The organism is Xenophilus sp., from assembly GCF_044462705.1.
Classification (GTDB): Bacteria; Pseudomonadota; Gammaproteobacteria; order Burkholderiales; family Burkholderiaceae_C; genus Xenophilus; species Xenophilus azovorans.
The window spans coordinates 1-23,631 of sequence record NZ_JBIQNC010000004.1 but is presented as its reverse complement, the minus strand read 5'-3'; the positions used below and the strand labels follow the sequence as shown (position 1 = coordinate 23,631).

Annotated in this window: 16 protein-coding genes and 1 pseudogene; 12 read left to right on the top strand and 5 right to left on the bottom strand. The window is 68.1% G+C overall.

Annotation, left to right across the window (positions count from 1 at the left end; translation table 11 throughout):
* Positions 1-3: 3 nt before the first annotated feature.
* The 4 genes from ACIY1X_RS01625 to ACIY1X_RS01610 are packed head-to-tail and all read right to left on the bottom strand — an operon-like array spanning position 4 to position 13,334.
* Positions 4-4,908 (bottom strand): N-6 DNA methylase, encoded by a 4,905-nt coding sequence (locus ACIY1X_RS01625; RefSeq protein ID WP_304303401.1) that lies wholly within the window; start codon positions 4,906-4,908, stop codon positions 4-6.
* Positions 4,909-4,912: 4 nt separating this feature from the next.
* Positions 4,913-7,789, bottom strand: a complete 2,877-nt coding sequence (locus ACIY1X_RS01620) for a helicase-related protein (RefSeq protein ID WP_316702604.1) — start codon at positions 7,787-7,789, stop codon at positions 4,913-4,915.
* A 6-nt stretch (positions 7,790-7,795) separates the two neighbouring features.
* Positions 7,796-13,129 carry a DEAD/DEAH box helicase gene (locus ACIY1X_RS01615; protein WP_304304837.1) on the bottom strand — a complete coding sequence of 1,778 codons (5,334 nt, stop codon included), beginning with the start codon at positions 13,127-13,129 and terminating at the stop codon, positions 7,796-7,798.
* A 13-nt stretch (positions 13,130-13,142) separates the two neighbouring features.
* Positions 13,143-13,334: a DUF1778 domain-containing protein gene (locus tag ACIY1X_RS01610; RefSeq protein WP_304304836.1), complete on the bottom strand. Its 192-nt coding sequence runs from the start codon at positions 13,332-13,334 to the stop codon at positions 13,143-13,145.
* Positions 13,335-14,024: 690 nt separating this feature from the next.
* Here ACIY1X_RS01610 and radC point away from each other — a divergent pair.
* From radC to ACIY1X_RS01580, 6 genes are all read left to right on the top strand, one after another.
* Positions 14,025-14,543 (top strand): DNA repair protein RadC, encoded by a 519-nt coding sequence (radC, locus tag ACIY1X_RS01605; protein ID WP_304304835.1) that lies wholly within the window; start codon positions 14,025-14,027, stop codon positions 14,541-14,543.
* A 210-nt stretch (positions 14,544-14,753) separates the two neighbouring features.
* Entirely contained in the window at positions 14,754-15,146 is a 393-nt protein-coding gene (locus ACIY1X_RS01600; protein WP_304304834.1) for an ATPase, read from the top strand.
* A gap of 277 nt (positions 15,147-15,423) precedes the next feature.
* On the top strand, positions 15,424-15,603 hold the full coding sequence (locus ACIY1X_RS01595) for a hypothetical protein (protein ID WP_304304833.1): 180 nt from the start codon (positions 15,424-15,426) through the stop codon (positions 15,601-15,603).
* A gap of 439 nt (positions 15,604-16,042) precedes the next feature.
* The gene (locus tag ACIY1X_RS01590; protein ID WP_304304832.1) at positions 16,043-18,103 is read left to right on the top strand and encodes a ParB/RepB/Spo0J family partition protein; all 2,061 of its coding nucleotides are present in this window, start codon (positions 16,043-16,045) and stop codon (positions 18,101-18,103) included.
* 738 nt (positions 18,104-18,841) lie between these two features.
* Positions 18,842-19,150 (top strand): DUF736 domain-containing protein, encoded by a 309-nt coding sequence (locus ACIY1X_RS01585; protein WP_304304831.1) that lies wholly within the window; start codon positions 18,842-18,844, stop codon positions 19,148-19,150.
* Between the two features lie 543 nt (positions 19,151-19,693).
* A complete protein-coding gene (locus ACIY1X_RS01580) occupies positions 19,694-20,038 on the top strand; it encodes a DUF2958 domain-containing protein (RefSeq protein WP_304304830.1) in 345 nt (114 codons plus the stop codon).
* 61 nt (positions 20,039-20,099) lie between these two features.
* Here ACIY1X_RS01580 and ACIY1X_RS01575 read toward each other — a convergent pair whose 3' ends face one another.
* Positions 20,100-20,372: a helix-turn-helix domain-containing protein gene (locus ACIY1X_RS01575; RefSeq protein WP_304304829.1), complete on the bottom strand. Its 273-nt coding sequence runs from the start codon at positions 20,370-20,372 to the stop codon at positions 20,100-20,102.
* A 148-nt stretch (positions 20,373-20,520) separates the two neighbouring features.
* On the opposite strand from ACIY1X_RS01575, the gene ACIY1X_RS01570 reads away from it, so the two are divergent.
* The 6 genes and pseudogenes from ACIY1X_RS01570 to ACIY1X_RS01545 all read left to right on the top strand — a co-directional run.
* Positions 20,521-20,862: a DUF2958 domain-containing protein gene (locus ACIY1X_RS01570; protein WP_304304828.1), complete on the top strand. Its 342-nt coding sequence runs from the start codon at positions 20,521-20,523 to the stop codon at positions 20,860-20,862.
* Between the two features lie 101 nt (positions 20,863-20,963).
* Positions 20,964-21,161 carry a transcriptional regulator domain-containing protein gene (locus ACIY1X_RS01565; protein WP_316702602.1) on the top strand — a complete coding sequence of 66 codons (198 nt, stop codon included), beginning with the start codon at positions 20,964-20,966 and terminating at the stop codon, positions 21,159-21,161.
* Complete coding sequence (locus ACIY1X_RS01560) at positions 21,100-21,720, top strand: DUF2285 domain-containing protein (protein ID WP_316702601.1); 621 nt, start codon at positions 21,100-21,102, stop codon at positions 21,718-21,720. Before ACIY1X_RS01565 ends, ACIY1X_RS01560 begins: the two co-directional genes overlap by 62 nt.
* 122 nt (positions 21,721-21,842) lie before the next feature.
* A complete protein-coding gene (locus ACIY1X_RS01555; protein ID WP_304304827.1) occupies positions 21,843-22,136 on the top strand; it encodes an AlpA family transcriptional regulator in 294 nt (97 codons plus the stop codon).
* Positions 22,137-22,157: 21 nt separating this feature from the next.
* Positions 22,158-22,976 (top strand): annotated as a pseudogene (locus ACIY1X_RS01550) (replication initiator protein A); the annotation flags it as partial.
* Between the two features lie 224 nt (positions 22,977-23,200).
* Positions 23,201-23,631 (top strand): AAA family ATPase (locus tag ACIY1X_RS01545; RefSeq protein WP_399677509.1); only part of this gene is annotated, 431 nt, incomplete at its 3' end.

Below are 23,631 nucleotides of genomic sequence, written 5' to 3'. Positions count from 1 at the left end.
CTCCTACTGTGTACCGGTGGCCTTTGGGCTGGCCGGTAGCGCCGCGCTGTTATCGGCCTCTGCGGCTACGCGCTGACGTTCGGCCCGCCACAGAAGCCGAGCAGCTTCGGGATGCTCTGGCAGTTGGATGACATCGCCAGGTGGCGCGCCCGCGCCGCGCGCGTAGAACGCCTCGCTGCCCCGGGTTGAACGCACAAGCACATCAGCGCCAGCCAAGCGCTGCACGATGGGCAGGACGCGACTCAGCAGAGGTGTCATGTCGGCTATCCCGAGCGCCGCGCGCAAGGCGTCGAAGCGCGCGCCGTCTGCAGGGGCCAGGTAGTGCCCAGCCGCTGCCAACGCAGCCACCGCTGACTGGATGTCCGCCAGCGAACAGCCCACCGTTCGCTCAGCAACCAGTGCCGTCACCAGGCCGGCCAGGCGGCCTTCTTCGGCATTGCGAATCATTCCGAGCTCGGAATACGACACGGGCACCGGCTGCGCCGCGGACGACACGCTGGCCTGCTGGTCCCACGCCTCCAGCACCAGCCTCCGCGTTCGGTACTCACCGTAAGTTCGCATCTCGCCTTCCTTCAGCACCCGGAAGGTCTCGCTCGGGTAGTCGGCGCCCATCACGTCCTTGGGGTCGAGGATGTAGCGCAGTTCGTCGCGTGTGAGGCCGTAGAGGCGGGCGTAGCAGGCGTCGAGTTCGGCGCGCAGTTGGGCGCGGCGTTCGGGGTTCCAGGCGAAGGGCTGGCCCTGCTCGGCGGCGGGGCGCGGGTCGTAGGCCGCGAGGTCCTTGCCCCAGGCCTGCAGGTCGTGCGCGGTGTAGGTAAGTTCGAGGACGCGGGGGACGATGAAGGCGAGGTCGGCGTCGGTGTAGCGGTCAGGCGGCAGCACTGGGAACTGCTTCAAGTAGCCGTAGGTCAGGTGAGTCCCTCCAACCTTGGTTCGCGCAACGTAGTCGAAGGCCAGGGAACACCAGTTCCCCAACATGGCGGCACATAGGGGCGGCTGCTCTTCAGTGAACAGGAGGGGCATCGTGTGCCCGACCCCCACCCTCGGCACCACCGACGCAATCACCGTTCGCTCGTCCGTGCTGCGGCAAATATCCCGCCACCCCATCAACCACCGCGGACTGCGCCGGTCCATCCAGTGGTCCAGCAGCGCCCGCAGCGCGTCGGCCAGCGCAACGGCACGCAGCGCCTCGGCCAGGGCGGCCAGTTCGCCATCGTCCAGGCGGGCTTCCCGGTTCTGCGTGGCCCATTTGGGGAAGTCGGCCAAGGCCTTCCTGGTGGTCAGGCCCTCGCCGCGCAGCACGTCGTTCAGGCGCGGGAAGCGGGCCTTGAGCTGAGCCTCGTTGGGCGCGATGTGGGTTTGGGCCTGGGTGGGTGTCCAGCCATCGCCCGCCGGGGCGGCGCCGGCCTGGCGATGGAACAGCTCACCGGCCACCCATTGGGCCAAGGCCAGCAGCAGGTCTGCCAGCGCGGTGTCCAGCACTGTCGCATCCTGCGCAGCGTGCAGCGCGAGCCAGGCACGCGCCACGCGCGTGGGCACGCGGGCGATGCGGGCCAGCACCTCGCGCTCGTCCACCCAGTAGCGTGGGCGCACGGCGAAGGCGGGGTTTGCCTTCTGCGCCTCGCTCACGTCAGCGGTTTCCACATCGCCCGACGCCCCGCCAGCGGCGTCCACGTAGGTGGCCCAGCGGTGGTCGAACTGGTGAATCATCTTCGCCTCGTACAGCGGCAGGCGTGCGGGCTGGCCTGTGGCGGCGGGTGCATCGGCGAACAGGCCGCTGTCGCTGGTCATGTTGAACAGCCCCTGCGAGAACGAGATGCCCCAAGGGTTCACCTCGGTCTGGAGGATCGTGCTCTCGTTGTCGGTGCCCGCCTCACGGATGAGCACGGGCGCGGCGCGGTAGAGCTTCTTGGTCAGCTCGGCGTCGTGCTCGCTGCGGAACACGGGGCAGGTGCGCGTGTTGGGGTTGATGAGGGCGAATTCGTCGGGCGCCAGCGTGAAGCGGCGGCGTTCGTCAGCGAGGTGCTCCACCTGGGTGGCGAAACAGACGAACTCGGCCCGTGGTGCTGCACCCAGCGTGAGCAGGGAGAACTTGTAGCTGCGGTGGACCGCGGGGAATACCGCTTCGCTGTTCTCGAAGTCATAGAGCGCCGCCAATCGGCCGCCACCGGCGATGTGACCAAAGTAGGCCTTGGTGGAATCGTCGGTGGCGATGCCGGTGGGCACGATGAAGCCGGCGCGGCCCTTCGCCGATGTCGCCTGAAGGAAAGCCTCGGAGAACAACGCATAGGTGTTGAGCTTGCCGAAGGCTGCGAGCGGAAAACGTCCACCCGCGCGGAAGAACACGTTCGCTGCGTCGTACTGCCGCTTGGCGCTGTGAAACTGCTCCCACAACCAAGGCGCCGTGTGTTCCAGCTCGGCAATCGCTTTCTTTCGCTTGTCGCCCGCAAGTGCGGCGACAGAGGGCGCACGGGGCGCGAAAAACTCTTCCTCGCTGAGCTGCAGTTGTTCCCACGGCGGGTTACCCAGCATCACGCTGAAGCCGCCCTGGGCTGCCACCTGCGGGAAGGCCAGCCACCAGTGGAAGACGCTGTGCTGGCGGCACAGGGCCTGGGCGGCGTGCTCCACCGCCGCACCCTGGCCGCCGTTCGGCGCCTGGCCGCTCAGCACACCCCACAGGTAGCCCGACAGCGGCACGGTGTCGCCTGCCCCGGCCAGCTTGGGCGCCAGGAAGGCCGCCACATAGGTATCCGCCAGACGGGCGAAGGTGCTGCGCTGCGCCAGGCCTTCAGCCGTAACCCAGGCCTGGCGCTTGGCGGCCAGGTGCTCGGGGGTGTCGTCGTTCAGCGTCTCGACGCTGACGGCCTGTGCGGCCAGGCCGGCGTGCGTGAGCAGGTCGCCGCCGGCAATCTGCCGCCAGCTCTTCAGGTCGGCCTTGTTCTGCTTCTTCAGCGCGCTGGCCACGGCCTTGTCGTCGCCCGAGAGCGCGGTGTAGGCCTCGTCGGGGATGCCGCCCTCCAGCACCTTCGGGTCCAGCACGCCCAGCAGTGCGTCGCCCACGCGCAGGTGGTGGTCCACGAAGCTGAGCGGCCTGTCAGGCGAATAGGCCTCCAGCCACAGCGCCGTCTTGGCCAACTGGATGGCCATGGGGTTTTTGTCCACGCCGAAGATGCAGCGGCCCACCACGTCGCGCAGCGCGTGGCGGTAGTCCGATGGCATGGGGGCACCCCCTTCGCGCTCTGCGGCGGCACGATGGAGCGCCACCTCGTCGGCCAGGCGCCGCGCGGCAGACAGCAGGAAGTGGCCGCTGCCGCAGGCGGGGTCGCACACGGTGAGCGCGAGCAGGGCCTGCACCGGCTGCTCGGGGTTGGCCTTCACCGTCTGCGCGATGACTGGCTCAAGTGCGCTCTTGATGAGCTCTTGCACAAGGCTGTCGGGCGTGTAGTAGCTGCCGGTCAGCTTGCGGGTGTTGCCCTTGGTGCTGGCGTCGCTTTCGTCATCGCCCACAAAGGCCAGGCGGGCCGTCGCGGGCGACGCCAGGCCCTGCAGGTCGGGCACCAGCTCCAGCAGGCTTTCGTAGACGCTGCCCAGCTCTTCGGGGCCCATGTCGCGGTAGTTGACGCGGGAGAGGCCGCCGTCGGCGCGAAACCAGCCGAGCTGAAATACGGCGGCCAGCAGGTGGCGGTTGTCGAGCTGGGCAGCGTGCAGGCGTGGGCACTGGTCGGCGTCGAACAGGCCGCCCAGCGCGGGCAGGCCCAAAGCTGCCTCGCCGGTGCCCAAAGCGCCGAAGGTGATGCTCAGCGCCTGCCACAGGTCGGCATGGCGGTCGTGCTGGCTGCGGCGCACGGAGCGCTCGCGCAGCCAGGTGAGGGAGTAGCCGGCCAGGTAGCGGGCCTTGGCCTCGTCGCTGGCGTCGGGGGCGAAGACCAGACGCTCGCCGGTGCCCCTGTCACGCCGGTCTTCCACCGTGGCCAGGAAGATGAGTCGGTAGACCAGGCGCAGCAGCTCTTCGAAGAAGGCCTGGCGGTCGTACCCGTCCTGGGTGCTTTGCAGCGCGGCGCGCAGGGCGCCGTTGGCAGGGTGCGAAAGGAAGCCTGTGCCCAGCGCCCGCAGCGCCTCGGCTACCTGGTAGCGCAGCTTGCCGCGCACGGTGACGCCGGCCTGCTGACCTGCGGCACGCCACCGCTCCCAGGGGCAGCCGGTGGGTGGCGTCTCGGCCGTGCCGAAACGTGAGGCATGGGCCAGCAGCCAGAAGGCGCTGAAGTCGGCCAGCAGCTCCTCGGTGAACAGGGCTTCGAGGTCAACCTCGATGTAGGCCGGGCGCGTGAGGCTGGCGTTGTCGCGCAGGATGCGCAGCGTCAGGCCGTTGCTGACGATGGCCCACAGTGACGCATCGCTGGCGTTCAGCGCCTCTTGCGCCAGCATGAAGGGGCTTCGGCGGCGGGTCTTGTTGGTGTCGGGGTTGGTCTCGCCGAAGCGCCCGGCGGCGCTGTCCAGTGGCTGGTCAAAGCCGGCGAAGACCAGCGGCACCCGACCGCCGGTGCCCGCGTGCCCGATGGCGTACTGGTGGCCGGCGTGCTGGATGGCCGGGCAGCGTGCGGCGTCATGGAAGTGCAGCACATCGCGCAGCAGCGGCAGCAGCCATTCACGCACCGTGACGTCGTGGGCCTGCACGTCCTGCCGCCGGCGTAGGGCCTGGAAGTCTTGCCAGAGGGTGAGCGCAATCTTGAAGTCCCGCGCAATCTCGTCGCGCAGCTTCAGGCCCTTGGCGATGCGGTAGTGGGCTTCGGTCTGTTCCGTGGCCTTGGGGTCGGCCAGCAGGGTCAGGCGGTTCAGTTCCTCGGCGGGGAGCAGGCCGCCTTCGATGCGGATGGCGCGGTAGGCGAGTTGGTGGAGGGGCTTCTTGGCCATGGTGTCAGGCTCCCATGGCGTTGGTGGCGGCGCCGGCCACCGAGCCAGCGTCAGGCAGCAGCACGTACAGGCCCATCACATCGACCGGCAGGCTGGCGGTGACCTGATAGCTGCCGCGGCCTTCGGCGGCCTCGCGCACACGACGGTGGTCGGCCAGCAGTGCTTGGGCCCGGGCCTTGGCCATGGCTTCGAGCTGGGGCTGCCAAGCGGGCAAAGCGTCGAGGGTGGCCTGGAGCTGCCGGTCGCGCAGCGGCGCGGGCATGTTGCGGGTGGCTTCGGCTCCCAACAGTTGGCGGGTCATGTCGGGGGCGAGTTCGGCAAAAGGCTCGGAGCCCATGGCGGCCACGGCCACGGCTTCCTCGCACATCAGCAGACGGGTCTGGTTGCCATGGCTGACGGTGAGCTGGTGGCGGATTCGCAGCAGCAGCACGGTGGTCTTGAGCGACACGCCCTTCACGAAGGCAGCGCCGGCGCGAGCCACCGCGGTGTCGTCGGCCGCAGGCGCGCCCTCGTCGAGGGCTTGTTCAAGCAGCGTGCCGGCCAGGACGGACACCAGCGGATGAGTACGGTGGACGAAGGTGGCGCCCTGCGCTGCGGGTTGGTGAAAGTCGATGCGCAGGGTATTGGCCAAGCCCTCTGCCGCGAGGCGCTCGCGCACGGCAGGCGGCAAGTGCTCGGTCAGCAGCTTGAAATGCTGCCCGGACTTTTGGGATGTGGGCTGCAGCGGCGCGCCGAGCTGGGCAGCGGCACGGCTGACGAAGCGCTCGACCTCGGCCTCGCCACCGAGCACTGCGGCCGACTTGCGCCACTCCGGTAGTACGTCCTCGGGCTTCAGCCGGCGCTGGGCAAAGATACTGCGGTTCTGTTTGGCTTTCTCCTTGGCGCTCTGCCAGGCCAGGTCGATTTCCTTGGCCGGCTCGCCGAAGAGGTCCAGCTGCGACTGGGCGTTGAGCGCACCCTTGCGCAGCAGCACGGCGTTCATCAGCGCCTGCGTGAGCTTGCCCTCGTTGTCGGGCATCGGCACCAGCACGCCCAGCTCCTTGCGGATGCTTTCGGCCTTGCGCAAGATGACCTGCAGGACGGCGCCATCGACGGGGTTGTCCTCGCCGTACAGCATCGTGCTGCGCACCTCGCGCGCCTTCTGCCCGAAACGGTCCACGCGGCCTTCGCGCTGTTCGTGGCGCGTCGGGTTCCAGCTGAGGTCGTAGTGCACGACGGCAGTGAACAGGCCCTGCAAGTTGATGCCCTCGGACAGGCAGTCGGTGGCCACCAGGACGCGGAACTCGCTCTCGCCCAACTGGTCGACCGCCGCCTCCCGTTCGTCGGGCGTCAGCTCGCCCGTCACGGCCTTGACGGTGACGGACTTGAATTTCTCCTGCAGAGCGGCGGCCAGGTAATGCGCCGTGGCGATGTAGCGGCAGAAGACAACGGGCTGGAAGCCTTCTTTCAGCAGCAAGGCGACGTGCTCCTGCAGCTTGGCGAGCTTGGGGTCGTTCTGCTGGCCGGCCAGGGCGGCGGCGCTGGCCATGAGGGCCTGCAGGCGCTGGCTGTCTTCGGTCTGGGCGCCGGGTTCGATGTCGTCGGTGGACAAGGCATCGTCGGTGCCGTCCAGCACGCGGTCGCTGGCCTGGGCTTCGAACTCCTCCAGCGAGGTGGCCTCGGCCTGGCCTGCTTCGCCCAGAGCGCCCTGAAGGCGGGTGCGCAGCGCGTTCACGGCAGCGGCCGGGGACGACGAGATGCAGCGCAGCAGCGCCAGGGCAGCCCACCAGTTCATGCGCTGTTCGCGCAGGGCCTGCCCTTCGGAGCGTTCGACCAACTCCCGCGCATAGGCCAGCACATCGTTGAAAAGCTGGCCCCAGGCACCGGTGAGCTTGTAGGTGATTTCGGCCGAGCGGCGGTCGGGGAACATCGACGTGTCTTGCCACTCTGCGATGTCAGGCCGACGGCGCTGGACGAAGTGGCGTGACAGGTCTTCCCGCAGGTCGCTGCGCTGGCCTGCGGGCAGGTCCTTCAGCTGGGTGAAGTCGGGACGCAGCAGGCCCAGCAGGTTGAAGAACGCCTCTTCGTCACCGCTGTGTGGCGTGGCGGTGAGCAGCACGAGGTGGCGCGTCGCGTCAGCCGCCAGGCCCTTGAGCAATTGGTAGCGCTGTTGGCGGCCCTGGCCGGCCTGGGTGCAGGTATGGGCCTCGTCGACGATGACGAACTCGGGGCAGAAGCGCTGGAAGGCTTCGCGCCGCCGCTCGGACTTGATGTAGTCCAGGCTCACCACGGTGTAGGGGTGGGCATGGAATACCGAGGTGCCGGGTGGCAGGTCGCGCTCCAGGCGGTCAGCAGTGTTGGAGCGGACGACGACGGCTTGAATGTGGAAGCGTTCCGCCAGCTCACGCTGCCACTGCTCGCACAGGTGTGGCGGGCACAGCACGGCCAGGCGCTGGACCTCACCGCGGTCGAGCAACTCGCGCGCGATGAGCGCGCCCTCGATGGTCTTCCCGATACCGACATCGTCGGCAATCAGCAGGCGCACCGTCGGTTGCTTGAGCGCCATCAGCAGCGGCACCAGCTGGTAGGCGCGCGGCTCGACGGCGATGTTGCCGAAGCTGCGGAACGGGCCGGCGCCGTTGCGCAACTTGAGCTGCAGGGCATCCAGGAGCAGTTGGCTGGCCGAGTGATTGCGCGCCTGCTCGACAGAGGGCCAGGGAAAGGTGGCTGGTTGGACCGGCTGGCGTTCCAGGGGCAGGTAGATGAGCGTTTCGTCGCGCTCACCACCGCCCAGGGGGCGCAGTCGCAGGGTTTGCGTGTCGGATTCGGGTAGCACTATCCACTCGCGGCCACGGGCCGCAACCAGGCTGCCCAGGAGAAATTCCGGCGTCGGAGCATTCATGTCGTATCAGGCCTTGCCGGGGCCAAAGAGGTCGGCGTTGTCCTTGAAGAGGTCGGGCCAGCGGGCCTGTTCCTTGGGGAAGCGCACCACCAAGACGCCCAACTCGTCGAGGGCGCGGTCAATGGCGGCGTCTGCGGCTCGCTGGGTGTCGGTCTCGTGATGCGGTCCGTCGATGAAGATGGCGAGGTTCAAGTCGTCGTAGAAAAAGTCGGCGCAGGCATTGACGCCGGCAACGGTGTGCTGGCCGCGGTCAGGCTTGCGGTAGCCATGCTCGTTGACGTGATCCAGCCAGGCCTGCTCCAGCGTGCTGCCGGCGGTGCGGGCGAGCTCGGCGTCGTGCTCCTGGGGGGCGCGACCTTGCGTGCCCTGGTGGGCGCGCGCGGCCGTCAGGCGACAGAGGATGTCCAGCAGCAATCCACCGGCATCCTTGTCCTTGCGGTCGATGAGCGTGTGGTCGGGCTGGTTGTAGTACGACAGCAGGCAGCGGTAGCAGCCGGCCTCGCACAACGGCTTGCCATCGTGGTCCAGTTCTTCCGTAAGCGTCTTGCGAGTCCATGCCTGTCCGGCGGGGGGCGGCTGGAAGTGCATGACCTCTAGAGCTTTGGCCGCGACAGCCGAGAGCGCCTCGGGCTCAGTGGCCAGGCGGGTCAGCACGCCGGCCCCACCTTCGGCGGCTTCGAACAGCAGGATGGACTGGCGGTTGTCGCGGGTGGGCAGAGGCTCGGCCATCAGCTCGCTCTCTTCGAGCTGATAGACAGCCTCGATGCCACGTTTGAGCGCGTACTGCAGCGTCGTCAGGGTCTCGGCCTCAAGTTCACCGAGGCGGTAGTGCGGCCGCACGATGAGGATATTTCGACGGTCCTCGACGTAGGGCACGATGCGCTGCGGCGGCGTCTTGTCGGGGGGCGATTCGCCTTCGACCTCCTTCTCGCCGTTGCCGTCGTCAACACCACCGACCCAGTGGCCCGTGACCGGGTTCATCATGAAGCCCTGGATGGACTTCTCCTTGCGGCGACGCCAGCCGAAGTTCATGCGCCAGACCGTGGCGGCGGGGCCGTACTGCATTTCCAGCAGCGGGCCTTCGTCGTCTTCAACCACCGTCGTGACCATCTGAAGCTTGCCTTCGGCTTCAGCGAACTGCAGGGTGGTCTGCATTTCGTAGCCCTGCCGGACCCGCTCTTCCTCGTTGGCGGTGATGCGCTCGGCGCGTTTGGTCGAGACGTTCTCGATGCGATAGAGGTTCTTGACCTCCTGCGCGCCGGACAGCGAGGCGCCGCAGGACACGCAGCGGTCTGCATCGCGCTGGGACCGAAAGTGGCCATAGCCGCAGGCCGGACACAGACGGGCGACCTCGGTGGGCAGCTTCGCGCCGTCGGTGACCTGGTCTTGGCCCGTGATGGTCAGCAGAGCCTTGGTGACGCGGTACTGGCTGCCCTCGTGGTAGATGAGGCTGTAGGGGCCGAACTCGCCCAGCGCCAGGAACCGCGGACGCGACAGGAAGCTCTCGCGTCCAATGGAGCCGCGCCGTGCAGGCAGGTAGGCCAGCAGCGGTAGACGGGGGAAGTTGTAGCCCGGTAGGAAGCCCTGCGAGGCCAGGTAGCGGTAGGTGTAGAAATCCGAGTTGAAGGCGCTGTCGCCGGCCAGCAGCAGGTCACGCTGCTTGCGGGCCTCGTTGTGGCGCTGCTGGGCTTCACGGCGCTCGCGCTCCGAGGCGGCAGGGTTGTTCTCGATTTTGAAGTTCAGCTCGATGGCTTGTGCCGTGGCACGGTAGAGGTCACGCCAGCGCTGCAGTGCGCCATCGAACTCGTAATACGCCCGCTGAAAGACGGACTCAGCCCAGTGCTCGCTGTACCAGGGCGCGTTCTGCGCTGTGAGCTCGGTGGCCAGCATGCCCAGCACCTTGAGGCCGCGCTGGTGCGCGCGCTTCTTCGCGTCGGGCTTGTCGAGGTCGGCAGCCATGTCTTCTGCGACCGGTAGCTTCTCGGGCTCGTTCATGTCGAGCAGATCGCGGACGCTGTTGCCCAGCCGCTTGCCGGTCTCGGCGAGCCAGATGGCATGCATATGGCTCTTGACGAGCTCCAGGTTGGCCAGGTCCAGCGTGGGCGCGTTGACCTGCCCGTGCACCATGCGGACGGGGTCGCGGAAGTAGTACTGGTCGTGGGGGCTCTGCGATGCGCAGTACGTGATGACCAGCGCTGGCTGGCCTGCGCGCCCGGCACGGCCGCTTCGCTGCGCGTAGTTGGCCGGCGTGGGCGGCACGTTGCGCATGTAGACGGTGTTCAGTGACGAGATGTCGACGCCAAGCTCCATCGTCGGCGAGCAGAACAGGACCGGCAGCCATTCGAGTTCGACGCCGTTCTTCTTGCGCCACTCGTCGCGGTCTTTGTCGGTGTAGCGGAAGCGGGCCTCGCGCTCCAGGCGGTCTTCCTGTTCGACCTGCGCGGTGTGCTCGCGCGCCTCGAAGTCGAAGAGTTGGTGCACAGGGCTGCTCAGCAGCCCTGTGATGTTGCGGTACAGAGCGCGGAAGAACGCGTTGTCTTCGGCTTGGCGCTGACTCTGGCCTGAGCCTGCCTCCCACAGCAACGCAGTGCCGTTGAGCTGCCAGCCGGTGAGGCCGACATCGGTCTCTTCGCGTTTGACCAAGCCGTAGGACTCGGCGGCCTTGAGCAGTGCCGCAATGACGTCCGGGTAGGTCTGGTCGTTGATGTGCTTGTAGTACGGGTTGCCACCGCCCCAGGTGCTGCCTTGCCGAAGCAGCTTGCCCAGGCGAGACCGGCTGGAGCCGATGACCAGGAAGTCTTCCAACTGCAACCGACGACCGCGGCGGTCGGTCTCTTCGCGCGGGCGCGAGGTGACGAACCAACGGGCGGGCACTGGCTGCTCGTCTTCCGTGAATCCCCAGGGCTCCCGCAGGTTGGCGTAGCTCTGCGTGCGCAATTGCTCGAGCTCGGTGCGGTCAAGGTATCGCGTAGCGATGCAGAGCCCCTGGCGCATAAACTCGAACATGGCGCGCAGCACCACGGCCCGCTCAGCGGGTGTCGCCGACTGCAGAACCTGGGGTGCCTCGGCCCACTCGGCCGCATCGGCCGCAAGGTCGTCGATGTCCTGGTAGCCGATGCGTACCAGGCCCAGCTGCTCAAGGTTGGGGTTGTTGAAGCGCCAGCCGCGCCGCAGGTCGAAGTAGGCGCGGTAGCCCAGGATGCCGCGCATCGCCTCTTGCACCTGCCGACGCGTGTTGCCCTTGACCTCGGGTTGCTGCATGTACTCGGCACGCACGGCCGGGTCGTCACGGTGGAAGCCCAGAGCTTCGAAGACCGCGTTGGCGACCTCGCGCTCAGACAGCGCTTGTCCCCCGCCTTTCTGCACGGCCGACAGCAGCGCGGCGCGGGTCAGCAGTACCTGCAGGAAGTCGTTGAAGTGCCCGGCCTGTAGTGCGGCGTCCTGCCGGTTGTCGGAGAAGCCCAGGACCTTCTTGGCTTCAGCCGAGAGCTGCTGGTCCTGTTCGTACAGGTAGCGCAGGGCCGACAACGTGAGCATCGTCGTGGCGGAGCTCCGGCCTTCACCCGACAACGAGGTCAGCCGCAGGGCATCCTTGCCGGACGAGGTGTGCGAGACCCCGCAAGCCAGGCAGAAGCGGAAGGCACCCGGGATAAACCAGGCCTGCAGGCCCTTGTCGGTCGTCGTGACCCCGTCGGGCCGGAGCTTGACCGCTTGCGGCACGAATTTGCGCTGGCCTGACTTGATGCGCCATTCGCCGTCAGCCCGTTCTTCCAGCCATGTCTCCGGGTAGCGTTCCAGAACGTCTGGCTCCCAGAGACCGCGGCCGTCAGGCATCAGGAAGCCAAACTTGACTGCCTCGTCGTCGTGCTGTCGCTCATCGATGCTGCGGACGTCGAAGCCTCGACCTTCCGGGCCGTCAGTGTCCCAAACCGGGATGTACTCCTGCCCGCAGTCGCGGCAGAAATGCACGTGATAGTACCGCCGCTGCCGGTCGTCGTCGCCCGAGACGAATTGCTGGCCGTCGAGCGTGACAGCCCGCTGGCCTGGTGCTTCCAGCGTTGTGTAGACCTTGCCGCCGCCGGCGATGAACTGGTGCAGCTTGAAGGCGAACAGGCTCTTTCCGGCGTCGTCCGTGACCGCGTAGGCGCGCAGCATGAATTGCTGCAGGTAGGCCAGGCAGGCCTCGACGGACTCACCAGAAGCATCGTGCAGCAGCTGAGACGCATCTGCCAGCGTGCGCGGACGCGCGCGGCGTGGCTTGTCGTCCTCGTAGGTCAACCCGAGAGTGAGCTCTACCCAGACCGACATCGGGTGCGCCGCCATGGCCTCGAAGCTGAGGTCCGTCGGCACACCCGCACGGATGGCGTCTCCGAGCGCGCTTCGCACGGTATCGAGCGTCTGGCTCTCGGGTGTCGTGCGACGCAGCGTCTCGGTGATGACGTTGCGGTCGGCAATGGCAGTACCGAACAGGCGTCGCGCCACCTTCGCCACAACAGCATTGCGTTCCATCTGCGTGCCTTCGGACGCCATCGTGGCCGAGGTGCCGATGCAGATGAGCTCGTCAGAAAGAGCTTCACGCACGCGCCGCACTAGCAGCGCCACATCGGCACCCTGGCGACCGCGATAGGTATGCAGTTCGTCGAGGACCAGGAAGCGCAGGCCTTTGGCGTTGCGCATCACGGCCTTGTCGATGTCGTTCTGCCGGGTCATCAGCAGCTCGAGCATCATGAAGTTGGTCAGGAGGATGTCTGGCGGCGTCGCAGCCATGGCCTGGCGCTCTTCATCCGATTCCTGCCCGGTGTAGCGGCCGAAGGTGACGGCCCGAGCTGCAGGGTCTGAGCCCAGGAACTTCTTCAGCTCCTCAAGCTGCGAGTTCGCCAATGCGTTCATCGGATAGATGACGATGGCCCGGGTGCGTGGCGTCGGGTCAGCCTTCTTTGCCTTGAGGCAGGAGTCGACCACAGGGATGAAGTAGCTCAGGGACTTGCCTGAGCCCGTGCCGGTGGTCAGGACGTAGCTCTCGCCAGCCAGTGCCAAGCTGATGGCCTCGGCCTGGTGCTTGTGCAGCGGCAACGTCACCCCTTCAGAGCTGGCCGACTTGCCCAGACGGAAGATGGTCGAGCACTCGGGATTCAGTTGCCCCGCCTGGACGAGCTCATCGACCGTGCCACCCGACCGGTAGTTCGGGTTGATTTGGATGAGCGGCTCTGGCCAGTAGCGCTGGCTGTCGTACTCTCGATCGACGAAGGCCTTGATGTCTTCGGATCGAATACGCGTGAAACTGCGCGTGAACTGTTCGTATTCGCTGACGAGGCTCTCGCGAAACTGAAAAACGTCCATCTGTTGGCCCCCCTCAGACAGCACCCTTGTTGGGCGCCTGGCTCGCGCCGGATGTGGTCTTGACGCCGTGCTTCGTGCAGTGATCGCGAACCAGAACCTCGATGAAGCTGCTGATAGTTCTGTACTCCCGCTCCGCGGCCAATCGGACGAGCTCTTTCAGCTCAGGCGTAACCCGAAGGTTGAGCGTGTCGGTTCTGCGTTCCATCTAGGCATCTCCAGTGCCCACAATGTAACGCAACTGCAACTTAATGTTGCTGAGTGATTGCGGCGTAGATGACGTAGATTGGCCTGAATACCTCGGCGGCACCGTGGCATCTACCGCGTCTGAGGGGAGCAGCCCTGTTGTCAACGCGGCAGGCCGCAGGCCACCGTTTGATCGGAGGCCATCAATAAGCAGCTACAGGTCGAGTTTGCGCATTCGGTTGACCACGCGGTTGATGACGAGCGACCGACTTCTTTTCGAGTCAGCGGTCATTCATAGGCGAAATTTGAGTGGCGACTCGCAGTCTGAAGGAGGCCCATCGTTTCGGTGCCATGGTTGCGATGGCACCCCGGTCGTCACCCGGCGTAGCCGGGCCGCGCTGTACGTGCGAAGCATCGAGCCCCACGGCAGACCTGGGTCTCGACCTGACGGCTCCCATCGCTGACGCCTCCGCGGCGTGTGCGCCGCTGCGCGCTTCGCTTGCCGACTACGTGATGGCGTGCGGTGGTGAGGGCGGTCCTGCTGTGCCCTTTCAACCTACCACGCCGTGCTCGCCGTCAAGGGCGGCGCGTGCTGCGCACGCTGGCGGCCTCACGGCCGTCTTCGGCTGCGCCTTCGACCCTTGACTGCTTGCGCTGCGGCGTGGGTGGCCGGTTCCGGGCAATCCCGCCCGATTCCGAACCGGAGCCGATCATGTCGCAGCTTTCCCTGTCCTTGTCTTCTTCCGATGCCGCTTCGCTGCTCGTGCGCGATGTCGCGGGCAGCTACCGGCCGGCCGAACCCGCCGAGGTCCTGCAGGCGGCCCTGCGGGTGCTGGCGGGCCAGCTGCGCGGCAGCGCGATGCTGTCCTCGCCGCAGGTGGTGCGCGACTTCCTGCGCATCAAGCTGGGCGGGCTGGAGCACGAGGTGTTCGCGGTCATCCACCTGGATGCACAGCACCGGGTCATCGAGTACGTCGAGATGTTCCGCGGCACGGTATGCCAGACCTCGGTGTACCCGCGCGAGATCGTCAAGGAAGCCCTGGCGCGCAACGCGGCGGCCATGATCCTGGTGCACAACCATCCCTCGGGCTCGGCCGAGCCATCGCGGGCGGACGAGGCCCTGACGCAACGGCTCAAGGAGGCGCTGGCGATGGTGGATGTGCGCGTAGTCGATCACCTGATCGTGGCCGGTCCGACGGTCCTCTCGTTCGCGGAGCGAGGCCTGCTGTGAGTGCCGGGGGGGCTTCGGCCCTCTTTGGTGGAGGGCGGGTTCGCCGGTCCTCCATCGTGCCACGCCGTGCTCGCCGTCAAGGGCGGCGTGTGCTGCGCCCGCTGGCGGCCCGATGGCCGTCTGCGGCTGCGCCTTCGACCCCTGACTGCTTGCGCTGCGGCGTGCCGGTGACGGTTCCGGGCAATCCCGCCCGATCGACCGGAGTTCACCATGGACGACACATCCTACGTTTCGATGGAGCAGCACCTGTGCGCGGTGTGCGGCGTTCCTTACGACACAGGCAACCTGTTGCTGGACAGGCGCCTGCGCGCGAGCATGGCGCGCCACACGACTACGGGCTGGGGCCTGTGCCCCGAACACCAGCGACTGCATTCCGAGGGTTATGTTGCCCTGGTCGAATGCGACCTACGGCGCAGCGGCGATGCGGCAGTGGGGCGCATGCGGCCCGAGCAGGCCTATCGCACGGGGCGCATTGCCCATCTCCGGCGCGAAGTCTTCGGGCAGGTGTTCGATGTGCCCGTCGCGGCCGACCAGGCCATGGTCTTCGTCGAACCCGGCGTGATCGAGCGGCTGCAGGCCATGACGGTGCCATCCGAGGATTGACGGCGGACTGATTCGACGGTGCGCCTTGCCAAAGACGAGCAGGGCGCATCGTTCCCGTGGCGCTGGCCATATGCCGGTATCTCGTTCACGTGCCTTCGTCCAAGGTCCCCGGGGCTCGCGCATCGTCGCCGGCGGCCGCGGCCACGCAACGCCTGCGGCGTCCTTCACTGCGTTGCGGCCCTGCGGGTGTCTGGCCGCTCCTTCCGCCGGCGCTTGCCGCTTCGCGTCGGGCCCTCGCCCGGCGCGCGGCCGGCGCGTTCCGGCCAGGAGAACCTTCATGGCAACCGATCGCAACGGGCTTCCCGACACCATCGTCTGGCGGGGCCTCACCTACGACATTCCCGACTTCGACCAGATCGAGGCCTGGGTCTTCGGCAGCGTCTGCGAGACCCCCGACGGGGACACCGTCGAACCCGACCATCCCGACAGCTGGCTGAGCCTGCTCGGGATCGTCTGAGTCTGGCGCGGTGCGTCCGGGCGATCGGCGCACCGCTTCTATCTGATGCTGGCCTAGGTGGCAGGCCGCATCGCCACCCTCTCCTGCGCACGGCGCGCACCACGTCGACATGTTCTCTCCGGCGCGGCTACGCCGCGCCTGCGCGCCACCTGCCTGCAAGCAGGCAGCTTGCCTGGCCTTTGCGGGCGCTTCCCCCGTCAAGGGCCGCTGCGGCGCCCGTGTCCTCGGCTTCGCCTGCGGGCCGCGCCAGCGCCTTCGCTTCCTCCCTTGACGGCGCACCCGCGCCGGCCCCAGCCGGCCGTCATGGCCGCGAAGGGCTTCGCGGCCCCTGCGGAGCCCAACACCCAAGGAGAGCGCCCGTGCACAGCACCGAGTGAATCCACCCCCGTTTTCTTCCCCTTTCATCCACCGTGTCCCCGCGCGGGACAGGAGATTTCACATGAACACCGTTTCCCATTCCGAAGCCCAGGCCCTGCACACCGTGGCCGCTGCTGCGGCGTCTACCACCGCAGCGGGCGCCACCGTCACCGTGCCGGCCGCTGGCCCATATGAACTGCACCTGATCCCGCTGTCCAGGCTGCGGCCCTCGGCTCGCAACGTGCGCAAGAGCGGCGGCACGTCCATCCCGGAACTGGCCGCAAGCGTCACCCGCGTGGGACTGCTGCAGAACCTGACTGCCATCGCCTCGCCCGATGGCGAGCACTTCGAGGTGGTAGCCGGCAAGCGGCGGCTGGCGGCGTTGAAGCTGCTGGCCAAGCGCCGCAAGATCGGGCGCGACCATCCGGTGCCCTGTCTGCTGGTGCCCGATGCCTCGGCCCGCACCGTCAGCCTGACGGAGAACGTCCACCGCGAATCCATGTCGCCGGTGGACGAACTGTTTGCCTGGAAGGCGCTGGCGGCCGAAGGCCGGGCCATCGAGGACATCGCGGCAGACTTCGGCGTCACGCCGCTGGTGGTGCGCCGGCGCCTGAAGCTCGCCAACGTCTCGCCCCGGCTGCTGGCGGACTACCAGCAGGGCGAGGTGTCGCTGGAGCAGTTGATGGCGCTGGCGATCATCGACGACCACGCGGCGCAGGAGGCCGCGTTCTACGAGGCGCCGCACTGGCAGCGCGAGCCGGAGTCGCTGCGCGATCACCTGACGATGGAGGAAATCGACGCCGGCCGCGATGCGGTGGCGCGCTTCGTCGGGGTAGAAGCCTACGAGGCGGCGGGCGGCGGCATCCGGCGCGACCTGTTCGCGGATGAGCGCAACGGCGTGTTCCTCACCGATGCGGCCCTGCTGGACACGCTGGCGCGCGAGCGGCTGGAATCGGTGGCCGATGCGGTGCGGGCCGAGGGCTGGGGCTGGGTGGAGGCCGTGCCACGCGCCACTTCGGCGGAACTGCATCAGTTCCAGCGGGCGAGGCCGACGCGCCGGGAGCCGGGCAAGGCCGAGGCCAAGCGCCTCGCCAAGCTGGAGGCCGAGCAGGCCCGCATCCAGGACCGGCTGGACGACGAGGACGCCGACCTGTCCGACGATGGGGTGCAGGCGCTGCACGAAGAACTGGACCGGCTGGGCGATGAACTGGACGGCATCGAGCAGGGTTTGCTCGTCTACGCGCCGGGGGTGGTGCCGCTGGCCGGGGCCGTGGTGTCGATCGACCACGCGGGCGCGGTCGTGGTGCATCGCGGGCTGCTGCGCGAAGAACAGGCCAAGGCGCTGCGAGAGCAGGTGCGGCAGGACGCCGGGAGGGATGCAGGAGGCACCGAGGGGCAGGCCGATGCCGAGCCGGCCGGTCCCGGCATTTCGGAGAAGCTGGCCCGGCGCCTGAGCGCGCACCGCACCGTCGCCTTGCAGGCCGAGGTGGCGCGGCATCCCCGCGTGGCGCTGGTGGCCCTGGTGCATCTGCTGGCGCACCGGGTCATCCTCGACGGCTACGGCGGCTCGTCCATCAACGTCAGCGCTTCCCCGCAGGACCGGCTGTCGCACATGGCGCCGGACATAGACGAGTCCCCGGCGGCGCAGGGACTGGAACGGGTGCGCGAGGCCTGGGTGGCGCGGCTGCCGTCCGATCCCGAGGCGCTGTTCGCCGAACTGCTGGCGATGCAGCAGGAGGAACTGCTGTCGCTGCTGGCGCTGTGCGTGGGCCGTACTGTCGCGGCGTTCGCATCGAAGGAAACCGAAGTGCCTGCGGTGGCGCTGGCCCGGGCCGTGGGGCTGGACATGCACGACTGGTGGACGCCCACGGCGGGGGGCTACTTCGACCATGTGTCCAAGGCCAAGGCGCTGGAGGCGGTGCGGGTGTTCGCGCTGGGCGAGGTGCATCGCCTCGCCAAGCTGAAGAAGGCGCAGATCGCCGCCGAGGCCGAGCGGCTGGCGGCGGGGTCGGGGTGGCTGCCGGTGATGTTCAGGACGCCGGAGGCGGCGGCCATCGAGCAGGCCGAGCCGGAAGCCGAAGCCCAGACCGATGCGGACGGCTCCGAGCTTGACACGGAGGAAGAAGCGCACGCCACGGCATGAGCCAGCGCCCCGGCTTCGGCCGGGGCTTTTGCCGCGCCTCGGCCTGGTGGGCCTCGGCGCGGCGCGCGCGGCAGGTGTGCCGCGCGCGGAGATACACCCAACTCAGCGGGCTTTGCCCGTGCATCCTGGGCAGGCGCCCCGCGATGCGGTGCGCGGACGTGCGATGGGCCTGGCTGCGCCAGGTTGTGCGGAGCGATGCCTTCCCCGATCCTGGCGAGCGGTGGGTGGCCGTGATCCGGTACAAGGTCGTTGACGGGCCGGATGCCATGCCGACGTCTCCTGTCGCTGTCTCCTGCCGCGCTCCTGTCGATTCGATGCGGCGGTGGGTGCTGTCTTGGTCGCTGGTCAGCCGGCTTGGCGTCCGGTGTGCCGAACCATGCCGGAAGGCTGTGGCAGCGTTGGCGTAGCCGGTGCCCCTGGTTCCTTGCGAGGGTCGGTCCGCTCCCTCGGCCTTGTCTTTGAGCGTGAATCCTGGCGTGGGCACGGCGCACCTTCACTTCGCTGTCGCTGCGTTCCGGCTCGCCTCGGGCTTGATCGCCGCAACCGGCCGGCCCGACAAATTTCCCCTGCGCTCTCGCGCATTCCTCGCGAGCCAAATTTCTTGGACCGGCCGGTCCTCCACTGCGTTGCGGCCCTTCATTGCATTACGAGTGCGGCGCGCCCGGACCCGCGCCGGCCGGATCACCGCACAAGGCCGCGATGGGCGCGGACCTGGCACCACCCCGAAAGGAAATCACCATGAGCACCATCGGCAACTTCACCGCGACGGGCAACAGCTACACCGGCACCGTGCGCACGCTCACCCTGAACGTCAAGGTCCGCATCGTGCCCAACGACAAGGGCAGCGAGCACGCCCCGGATTTCCGCATCGTCGCGGGCAACGGGCTGGAGATCGGCGCGGCCTGGAAGAAGGTCAGCAAGGCCGACCGGCCCTACCTGTCGGTGACGCTGGACGACCCATCCTTCCCGGCCACCCTCTACGCCCGCCTGGTCGAAGGCGAGGACGGCGCGCACAACCTGATCTGGACGCGCAGCAAGGCCGACTGATCGCCGCCCCAGCGCCCCGCTTCGGCGGGGTGCCTTGTGCTGTTCGGCTCGGGCGTCGCTGCGGGCCGTGGTGGCGTGCCGAAGATCCACCGTGTCGTCGCAAAGCCGTTTCTGCGTTTCTGTGTCTTGGCGGATGGGCGTGAAAGCGCGGGACCGGTTCTCCGGTTCACAGGGTTTCAGCAAAGGCGGGTTGGAGTCAGTGCGGTTCCGTGCGTCTCCGGCCGAGACCGGACCGCGCTCTTGCGCTCCGCATCGAGCCACCAGGCCACGGGTGTCCTGGCGTCTCGACCCATCCGGGCGCCGATCGCTGACGCCTTCGCACCTGCGGTGCTGCGCGCTGCGCTTGCAGGGGCAGCGAGGTGCGCGGGGACGGGCTGGCTTGCGTGGTCCTTCATCGTCGCACGGCGGTCTCCGCCGTCAAGGTCTGCGCGTGCTGCGCACGCTGGCGTCCTGGCGGCCGTCCTCGAACCTGTGACGGCGGCGCTGCGCCGCGCGGCCTGCGGGCCCGGGCAATCCCGCCCGGCATCCATGAAGGAGCAGACCATGATGACGTTCATCACCGACGAACAACGCGCGCAGTTGCTGGCCAACGGCCGGCGATCCATCGAGGACGAGGGCTTCGACCCGCCGCCGGTGGTCAAGCTGTTCACGCCCGATGCGGGCGCCACCTGGCTGCTGACCGAGATCGACGGGGACGGTGATCGCTGCTTCGGGCTCTGCGACCTGGGCCAGGGCTTCCCCGAGCTCGGCTATGTGAGCCTGCACGAGTTGGCGATGCTGCGCGGTCCGTTGGGGCTGCCGATCGAGCGCGACCTGCACTTCCGCGCCGACAAGACCATCGGCGCCTACGCGCGCGAAGCTCGGCTGGCCGGGCGCATCGTGGCGTAGCGGTGGACGGCACCGCCGGGTGGCGGTGCCCGCTCTGGCGCCCGCGGGTGGCCCGCAGCCGTCACTGGCTGGCATGCTGCCCGCGCAGTTCTTTCTTGTATCGCTTCATCGTAGAGTGGATCATCTCGTCCGGTCCGGTTCCCAGTCCCTCGGCCAGCCGGAAAATCGTCGTCAGCGAGGGGCTGGTCTGGCCCAGTTCCAGCTTGGCAACGAAGGTGCGCGTGACGCCGGATGCGAATGCCAAGCCCTCCTGGCTGAGCGCCGACGCCGCGCGCCGTGCCTTGATTTCGGCGGCGAAGGCACGCAGCAGAGCGGGATCTTGGTTGGAGCGCACGGCAACGAATCTCGTTGTCGTGCCTTATTTATGCACCCGCTTGTATGGTACAAAACAGAATCAAGGCGAGTCGAACGATGGCGCACAAACAGGGAGTCGGGACCATCGAACTGCAGAGCGTTCGTTCTCGGCCCGCAGGAGAGCAGCCATGACCTTCCTCACTGACGAGCAGCGACGCCAGATGCTGGCCAACGGCGTGGCCCGCGCCCGTGGCGAAGCAACCGATCCTTATCCCGTGGTCAAGCTCTACACGCCGGATGCCGGCGCTGCCTGGGTGCTCACGGCCTTGGCCGCCGACGGCGACCTGGCCTACGGGCTCATCGATGCGGGTACCGGCTTTCCTGAGCTGGGCGAGGTAAGCCTGTCGATGCTGGCGGGCATCCGGGGCCCGAAGGGCGAGCCCGTTGCGGTGGAGCCGCAGTACCGTCCGCGCAAGACACTCGTGGCCTACCTGGCCGACGCACAGCGCGACGGCATGATCACCGATTGAGACGGAGTTCGCGCTCCGCGCGACCTGTCGTCGCGCCAACGGCGACCCGCGTCAGGCCGATCCATGGCAGCTTGCCACCCTTGCCGAAGGAGCTTGCCGTCATGACGATGCCTTGCGAAACGGTTTGCGCGCCCTGGCGCGCCGCAGCCGCCTACCTCTATGCGCTGGACCTGGACGGTCCGGCGCTGGCCTGGGAGTATCTGCGCCGGCATCCCGGCTACCGGGCAGCCTGCCTGGGTGAGCCTCGCAAGCGACGTGTCCCCAGCGCACATCGCTGGGGCCTGCGTTTTCGCGCTTGACCCTCGCCTGGATGCGCGAGAGGCGCATCCCGTCTGGCTCGACGCCGAGGAGGCCATGCTGCACGTGCGGCCGGCGCAGTTGCGCGGCGTGCCGTGCGGGCAAGTCTTCAGCCTCTGGCGCATCCCTGGCCGCAAGCGCCTGCTGCATGGAGGCGCCGACCTGATCCTCTGCGCCCAGGACGGGCCAGCACTGCTGCGGGCCAGCCTGTCGCCCGCGCTGGCCGACGGCCAGCCCTGCCGCTTCTCGATCCCTCTAGGCATGGACGCCGCACCTTGCCGTGCACAGTTGCGCCTTGTCGCCGGTGAGCGATCCGCGCCTGCTTTCCGGCGCGTCGCGCGCACCCACCTTCTGCACATGCGCTGCCTGCAGGCCCTCGACGCGCAGCAGGCCGGGCTCGGCCAGCGAGATGTCGCCCAGGTCCTGTTCGGCGCCAGTGCCGTCGCCGAGCACTGGCATGCGGACAGCGACCTGCGCGCCCAGGTGCGGCACATCCTGGCGCGCGGGCGAGCTTGGATGAACGGCGGCTACCTCCAACTCGCCAGAGTACGCCCCGCTTAGCGGCCGCCCACGGAGACGAGTTTCAGAACTGAATCTCCCTTCGCATTGCCTCGGCCCTTGCCCAGACTGTCTCCATCGGGCCACGAATGGATCGCGGCCCATCCACCGAGATGGAGGCCTCAATGGCAGCAGGACATCCGATCCCCTCACGCGGCACGGCAGCGGCTGCGCCGCAGCCCGCTCCTGCGGCGCCGGCCGCAAAGCCTGAATTCCTGACCACCGACGAGGCGGCCACGCTGCTGCGGCTGTCGCCGCGCACGCTGGAGAAGCAGCGCGTGCTGGGCGGGGGGCCGCGCTTTCGCAAGTTTGGTGCGCGCGTGGTCTACGCGCTGGCCGACCTGCGCGCCTGGGCCGACAGCAACACCTACGGCATGACCTCCGATCCGGGCTACGTGGTCCGGGATTCGGTGCGCTGACCCGGCCTGGAGGAACGGGCCATGTCCAGGCGATCCAGCGAACGCGAGCAGCTGGCGCTGTTTCGCGCGCTGCCAGCCGAGGACATGGGGCTGCGCGACGCGCAGGACCTGATGGCCTATCCCTTCTTCAGCCTGGCCAAGTCGCGGCGCACCGTGCCCATTCGCTTCGAGGCCGGCGCCGTCTCGCTCACCGTGGAGGGCGTGCCTGAGCACGGTATCGCCACCATCTGGGATGCCGACGTGCTGATCTGGGCCGCGAGCCAGATCGTCCAGGCGAAGAAGGGGGGCATTGCCCCTTCGCGCCTGATGGTGGCCACGCCCTACGAGATCCTGCGCTTCACGCAGCGCGGCACCGGCCGCGCCGACTATCTGGCGCTGCGCGCCGCGCTGGACCGGCTGCAATCGACCACCATAGCCACCACGCTGCGCCAGCGCGAGCGCCCCGACGGTGGGCGGCGCCTGCACCGCTTCTCTTGGATCAACGAGTGGAAGGAGTTCGTCCGGGCCGACGGCAGGGCGGACGGCATCGAGTTGATCCTGGCCGACTGGTTCTTCTCCGGCGTGATGGACGAGGCCCTGGTGCTCACGCTGGACCCCACGTACTTCCAACTCTCCGGGGGCATCGAACGCTGGCTGTACCGGCTGGTGCGCAAGCACGGCGGCCGCCAGCCGGCGGGCTGGCGCTTCGAGATGCGCCACCTGTACCTGAAGTCCGGTGCGCTGCAGCGCTACCGCGACTTCGCCGCTCATCTTCGTCACCTGGCGCTGCGCCAGGCCTTGCCGGGCTACCGGCTGGCCGTCGCTTGGAATGGCGGCAGCGAGTGGCTGACCTTCTGCCCACAGGTGCGGCCGGTGTCCGCCGAAGCAGGTCGCCCCGGCCGCGACTTATCCACAAGACCTGTTGAAGAAGCTGTGGATGGCGTGTGGACGCACTCGGTGGATCACCGGCACGGGACTCGGTGGATCACCGGCGCTGCCATCGGTGGATCACCGGCGCCCATCGGCCCGCAAGCCCCGTCCAGCAACGGTTTCGGGCCTCCCTAAACATCTAAAGGGATACATAAATGAAAGAGACGCGCGCGCGAGCCGACGGTGCCCAAGAAGGCAGCAGTGCTCAAATCCAAGGCAGCGAAAGCCGTTCACCAGAAACCCAGGGAACGCAGGCCGGCAAACAGGCCAGCCTGGTCGGCAAGGTCATCGCCTTGTTGAACCAGAAAGGCGGCGCCGGAAAGACCACGCTGTCCACGCACCTGGCCGGCGCGTTCGCCAGCCAGGGGCAGCGCGTCACGCTCATCGATGCCGATCCCCAGGGCTCGGCCCTGGACTGGGCGCAACGACGGCTGCAGAGCGGCCAGGGCCGGCTCTACGGGGTCTTCGGGCTGGCACGGAACACCCTCCATCGGGAAGTGCCTCCGATCGCCCTGCAGGCCGACTACGTGGTCATCGACGGGCCGCCCAGGGTGGCGGCGCTCGCGCGCTCCGCGCTGCTGGCCGC

Coding starts and splice junctions, on each gene's coding strand:
- ACIY1X_RS01625 (WP_304303401.1), bottom strand. CDS start 4,908: ATGGCCAAGAAGCCCCTCCACCAACTCGCCTACCGCGCCATCCGCATC.
- ACIY1X_RS01620 (WP_316702604.1), bottom strand. CDS start 7,789: ATGAATGCTCCGACGCCGGAATTTCTCCTGGGCAGCCTGGTTGCGGCC.
- ACIY1X_RS01615 (WP_304304837.1), bottom strand. CDS start 13,129: ATGGACGTTTTTCAGTTTCGCGAGAGCCTCGTCAGCGAATACGAACAG.
- ACIY1X_RS01610 (WP_304304836.1), bottom strand. CDS start 13,334: ATGGAACGCAGAACCGACACGCTCAACCTTCGGGTTACGCCTGAGCTG.
- radC (WP_304304835.1), top strand. CDS start 14,025: ATGTCGCAGCTTTCCCTGTCCTTGTCTTCTTCCGATGCCGCTTCGCTG.
- ACIY1X_RS01600 (WP_304304834.1), top strand. CDS start 14,754: ATGGACGACACATCCTACGTTTCGATGGAGCAGCACCTGTGCGCGGTG.
- ACIY1X_RS01595 (WP_304304833.1), top strand. CDS start 15,424: ATGGCAACCGATCGCAACGGGCTTCCCGACACCATCGTCTGGCGGGGC.
- ACIY1X_RS01590 (WP_304304832.1), top strand. CDS start 16,043: ATGAACACCGTTTCCCATTCCGAAGCCCAGGCCCTGCACACCGTGGCC.
- ACIY1X_RS01585 (WP_304304831.1), top strand. CDS start 18,842: ATGAGCACCATCGGCAACTTCACCGCGACGGGCAACAGCTACACCGGC.
- ACIY1X_RS01580 (WP_304304830.1), top strand. CDS start 19,694: ATGATGACGTTCATCACCGACGAACAACGCGCGCAGTTGCTGGCCAAC.
- ACIY1X_RS01570 (WP_304304828.1), top strand. CDS start 20,521: ATGACCTTCCTCACTGACGAGCAGCGACGCCAGATGCTGGCCAACGGC.
- ACIY1X_RS01565 (WP_316702602.1), top strand. CDS start 20,964: ATGACGATGCCTTGCGAAACGGTTTGCGCGCCCTGGCGCGCCGCAGCC.
- ACIY1X_RS01555 (WP_304304827.1), top strand. CDS start 21,843: ATGGCAGCAGGACATCCGATCCCCTCACGCGGCACGGCAGCGGCTGCG.